Annotated in this window: 5 protein-coding genes and 1 riboswitch; all 5 genes read right to left on the bottom strand. The window is 35.7% G+C overall.

Going from position 1 to position 5,118, the window contains the following annotated elements:
* Window positions 1–151: 151 nt before the first annotated feature.
* Window positions 152–616, bottom strand: a complete 465-nt coding sequence (locus tag AC1DUW_RS20675; protein ID WP_053345057.1) for a hypothetical protein — start codon at window positions 614–616, stop codon at window positions 152–154.
* Window positions 617–827: 211 nt separating this feature from the next.
* The gene (gene mgtE / locus AC1DUW_RS20670; RefSeq protein ID WP_053347995.1) at window positions 828–2,186 is read right to left on the bottom strand and encodes a magnesium transporter; all 1,359 of its coding nucleotides are present in this window, start codon (window positions 2,184–2,186) and stop codon (window positions 828–830) included.
* Between the two features lie 296 nt (window positions 2,187–2,482).
* Window positions 2,483–2,648, bottom strand: a riboswitch (M-box (ykoK) riboswitch).
* A 138-nt stretch (window positions 2,649–2,786) separates the two neighbouring features.
* Window positions 2,787–3,851: a sulfate/molybdate ABC transporter ATP-binding protein gene (locus AC1DUW_RS20665; RefSeq protein ID WP_053345056.1), complete on the bottom strand. Its 1,065-nt coding sequence runs from the start codon at window positions 3,849–3,851 to the stop codon at window positions 2,787–2,789.
* A gap of 11 nt (window positions 3,852–3,862) precedes the next feature.
* A complete protein-coding gene (gene cysW, locus AC1DUW_RS20660) occupies window positions 3,863–4,750 on the bottom strand; it encodes a sulfate ABC transporter permease subunit CysW (RefSeq protein ID WP_053345055.1) in 888 nt (295 codons plus the stop codon).
* A gap of 8 nt (window positions 4,751–4,758) precedes the next feature.
* The coding region (locus tag AC1DUW_RS20655; protein ID WP_477643334.1) for an ABC transporter permease at window positions 4,759–5,118 on the bottom strand (360 nt) is incomplete at its 5' end.

The raw sequence follows: 5,118 nt of genomic DNA, 5'->3' as shown, positions 1-5,118 counted from the left end.
TGAAGTTGACTCGGAAGATACCCCGTTCTCATCAAACACCTTGCACTAATAAAGTTGCATATTCACCTTTATTATTTTTCTAAATTGCCCGATAGTTAGAAAAGGCTGCCTTAAAAACAGCTCCGAATCTTCCGCTAACACGCACGTTACTCTAACAAGAAATTATATAGTTCATCATTCTATTTTTCCCCAAAACCAGATATTCTTTAGTTTTATATGTTGATATATCGTTTTCATTAGCGAACTTAATTAAATCTATTAAGACTTTATCTGGGGAAAAACCAAAAATTCGAATGTTTAGCCCCTTGTTCACTTGTATAATAACACCTTTGGTTGCCCAACCGACACGTTTAAATTTCATCTGGACAATTTGTTTAGGATAAACTACTTTTTTATAAATAGGCATTGTCAAAAATAATATTTGATACGATAAACGATTCTTGTCTATTCTAAATTTAAATTGAATAAAGATTGCTACAAGAATAAAAATAAATAATAGAAATTGAAAATAAAATATTAATCCTATAGAGAAATTATACGTAATAATTGGCGGCAGAACTATTGTTGCCAGTAACAATCCCAAATGCACTCTTTGAGTTCTTGCAATATAGGTCATTCTTATCCCCTTCTTCCATTTTTATTTTACCGCAATAATCCAATTTCTTCTTAAAGTTTTCTACCCCATTTGTTGCATAAAAAAAGGTTGCCTCAGCAACCTCTCTAATGGAAGTAAAACAACCCTTAACTTAACAAGCCTTGATAAATGAGTTTAGTTAAGATTTATTTTTAAAGAATACCACGAAGAACAGAATTTAATCGTGGTTTTACTACATCAATTTTGAAATAAACATTGTTGCAATGCCAAAGTAGATAAGTAACGATAGTATATCATTTAGTGTTGTAATTAATGGACCAGAGGCCACTGCTGGATCGATGTTGAATTTATATAATATTAGAGGAATAATGGTCCCAGCTAAAGTCCCAATAATTAGGGTCATAACTAATGAACTTCCAACCACTAACCCTAGAACAGGATTTCCTTGCCAAACAAAAGCTATAATGGAAATTAATATTCCACAGGTAATGCCTATTATCAATCCAACTTTAAGTTCTCGGATAATAAGTCTAAAAACAACTCCTTTATCCGTATCAGTAGTAATTAGACCTCTTACAACAACCGCTAATGATTGAGTACCTGTATTTCCAGTCATCCCTGCTATCATCGGCATAAAGAAGGCAAGTGCAACAACTTTAGACAATGTTTCTTCAAAACCACTAATAATAGTTCCAGACACTAATCCGATAAATAAAAGTAAAATAAGCCAAGGAAGTCGGCGATACGCAGCCACGTGTGCCTTTGTGTCAAAATCAATAGCTTTACCAGATGCCGAAAGTTTTTCAATATCTTCGTTTGCTTCCTTAATGACAACGTCAATAATATCATCAACGGTTACAATTCCTAATAACTCATTATTATTATCTACAACAGGAATTGATAAAAAATCATAACGCTCAATAACATGCGCTACCTCTTCTTGGTCTTCATAAGCGAATACGGAGATAACTCTGCTGTACATAATATCTTGAATTTTTTCATTCTCATCATTTATTATTAAATCTCGATATGAGACTACACCTACTAATTTTTTATCTTTATCAATTACATACAGATAGTTAATTGTTCCCGAGAACTCCGCAAATATTTTAAGTTTTTCAACTGATTCACGAACCGTATAATGTTGAGGGATCCACACAAAACGGTTTGTCATTATTCGTCCTGCCGTTTCAGGGGGATAATTCATGATATTTTGAACGATTTTAGATTCTTCTTGTTTCATACCTGAAAGAAGTTCTTCAATTTTATCCGGAGATAGGTTCTCTAACAATGAAGCTAAATCATCGTTATCCATTAGATCCATTACTTGACCTGATTTTTCAATTCCTAATTTAGTAAGAATTTTTAATTGATGTACTTTTTCAAGTTCCTGTATTAGTTCCGCGATTTGTTCTGGAGTAAGAAACAATAAGAAACGTGTATGATGTTTTTCTGGAAGCCCCTCAAAAATTCGAGCAATATCATAAGGTTGGAGTTCTTCTAATATTGCTTGAAATTCTTTCTTTTTTCCTTCTTTTAATGCTTTTATGATTTGAAGAGTTATTTGGTCTTCAGTCATGTCTTTTATCATCTTCGCCACTCCTTTTTTGAGGAGCAAAAAATAGTTCCCCTTAACGATATATCAAAAGTAAGAAAAATATTTTATAATTCCCCTTCCTTAATCTTTGTATTTATTTGATATTTATTTGATATTTATTATGCTTAGAGTATAAGGTTGTGAATAGTTATCCACTATCCTCACCTCCAAGAAAAAAATAAAAACACCTCCATTAAAAATGGAGGTGTTCACACGGTACATTTACGTACATTTCTGAATGACAAATACACATACGTACATTGTCTGAATGACAAATACATAGCAGAAATCCTGTTCCTCCATTCGTAGAGCTTTAGCACTGTGTGGCATAGGACAACGCCAGCTACATTAAAAACCACCTTATGTCGATGGTTTCTGTTGACCCATTGGCGTCTTTCGACATTTTTGGGCAGTAGCATATCTCCTACACAGGAGCCTCACCTAACGAGGATATTTAGTTTACCAATCCACTCTAAAAGAGTTTCTTTTAGAAGTCAATGTTTTTTTATTAATAAAATTAGATATTGACGCTAGTTAATGATAATAAAAAAACCGCTAATTAGCGGTTTTTTTGGTTAACTTATCAACTTCCTGTTAGATTCCAGCCATATAGTCAACAAAGACCTTCAATTCTTTGGGCCGGACAAACACTATTTCTCCTTTTTTTAATTCAAGATTATTATATTGTTCTTTAGTAAGTTCGATTTCAAGCGGTTCATTTATATCCTGACGAATCACTTCAATTCGGACAATAGGTCCAATTGTATGAATATGGTCAATAACAGATGCAATCGAATCCGTTTCTAATGATTCTCTTTCTATGATAAAGTTATGAGCTCTTACATAACCCGTACTCTCTCCATCCTCACTGTCTGGAACATGTATTTCCACATTTCCTGTTGCCAATTTCCCTTGATGAACCTTGCCCTTGAAAAGATTGACACTGCCGAGAAAATCGTAAACAAATGGATTTTTGGGTTGATCATATACTTCTTCCGGAGTTCCAATCTGTTCAATTTTCCCTTCATTCATGATTACAACTCGATCAGCAACATCCATCGCTTCTTCCTGATCATGTGTCACAAAGACACTCGTAACATTGAATTCATCATGAAGTCTTCTTAGCCAACGCCTAAGTTCCTTACGCACTTTAGCATCCAGTGCCCCGAATGGTTCATCAAGCAAAAGAATATTCGGCTCTACAGCAAGAGCCCTTGCCAATGCCACACGCTGACGCTGGCCACCTGATAATTGAGAAGGATAACGGTCCTTATATCCTTCCAACTTAACTAGCTGAAGCAATTCTGTAACTTTTTGTTCAATCGCTGTTTTACTAGGTCTTATTTTTCTTGGACGAACCTTTAAACCGTAGGCAACATTATCAAAAATGGTCATGTTGCGAAAAAGAGCATAATGCTGAAAGACAAAACCCACATTCCGATCTTTCACATGTTTATTGGTGTAATTCTCTTCATTAAATAAGATATTTCCGTTCTCTGCCTGTTCAAGTCCAGCAATGATACGTAGTAATGATGTTTTTCCCGAACCAGAGGGGCCAAGTAGCGCTACAAGCTCCCCGCTTTTTATTTCCAGATTGATATTTTGGAGGGCTTGATAAGACCCATAATATTTTGTAACATTTTCGATGATGATACTCATTACTTTCCCTCCTAACTTACTTTTGATGATTTAAAGTCTGTTTTCCATTCTATGAAAATTTTAATAACCAACGTTATGATTGCAAAAATGGACATCAGTGATGCCACGGCAAAGGCCGCTGAAAATTGATATTCATTGTATAAGATTTCAATATGAAGTGGCATCGTGTTCGTCATCCCGCGTATATGGCCTGATACGACCGATACGGCCCCAAATTCTCCGATTGTCCTCGCATTACATAAAATGACTCCATATAAAAGACCCCATTTAATATTAGGAAGCGTTACATACCAAAACGTCTTGAATCCTCCTGCTCCTAGTGTGAGCGATGCCTCTTCTTCAGACGTTCCCTGGCTTTGCATGAGCGGAATTAATTCACGTGCAATGAATGGGAAGGTAATGAAAATAGAGGCGATGACAATCCCTGGAATCGAAAAGATCACTTTAATATCATAGTTTTGCAACAATGGACCAAGGGCCCCATGTAAGCCAAATAAAAGTACAAAAATCAATCCAGCAATGACTGGTGAAACCGAAAAGGGTAGATCAATCAAAGTTATTAAAAAGTTTTTTCCTTTAAATTCATATTTTGTAATCGTCCATGCCGCCACTACCCCAAATATAGCATTAAGGGGTAACGTGATTAGGACAACGATTAATGTTAATTTAATGGCAGACATAGAATCAGGATGGGCTATGGCCGCAAAATAAGCATCAGCCCCCTTTTCAAAGGCTTTTACAAAGATTGCGATTAATGGAACAACTAAAAATAAAGTAAGAAATAGCAACACAATGGAAATAAGAATCCACTGTATAGATTTAGGCTCTTTCGTTGCGTTTCTCGTTAAAATGACTGGTTTGTTCGTCTCTGCAGCCACTGAATTGTGATTTGCCAACATGTCCCCTCCTATTTCCCGGTATATCTTTTGCTAGTCCACCATTGTAAGATATTGATGGTAAACAAAATTAGAAATGTAATAATAAGCATGACGGTGGCCACAGCGGTTGCACCCTGATAATCATACTGTTCGAGTTTTGTCATGATGATAAGCGGTGAAATCTCTGTTTTAAAAGGCATATTTCCTGCAATGAACACAACGGATCCATACTCTCCAAGCGCCCTCGCAAAAGAAAGTGCAAAACCCGTCAAAATCGCTGGTATCAATTCAGGAAAGATGATTTTAATAAACGTCTGCATTCGATTCGCCCCTAGCGAAGCAGATGCTTCTTCCATTCCTTTTTCTATATTTTCAAGCACCGGTTGGAC

It is taken from the genome of Peribacillus sp. P4_C12 (assembly GCF_056402095.1).
Note: the sequence above shows the minus strand (reverse complement) of the source record. Positions and strands in the feature narration are given on the sequence as shown.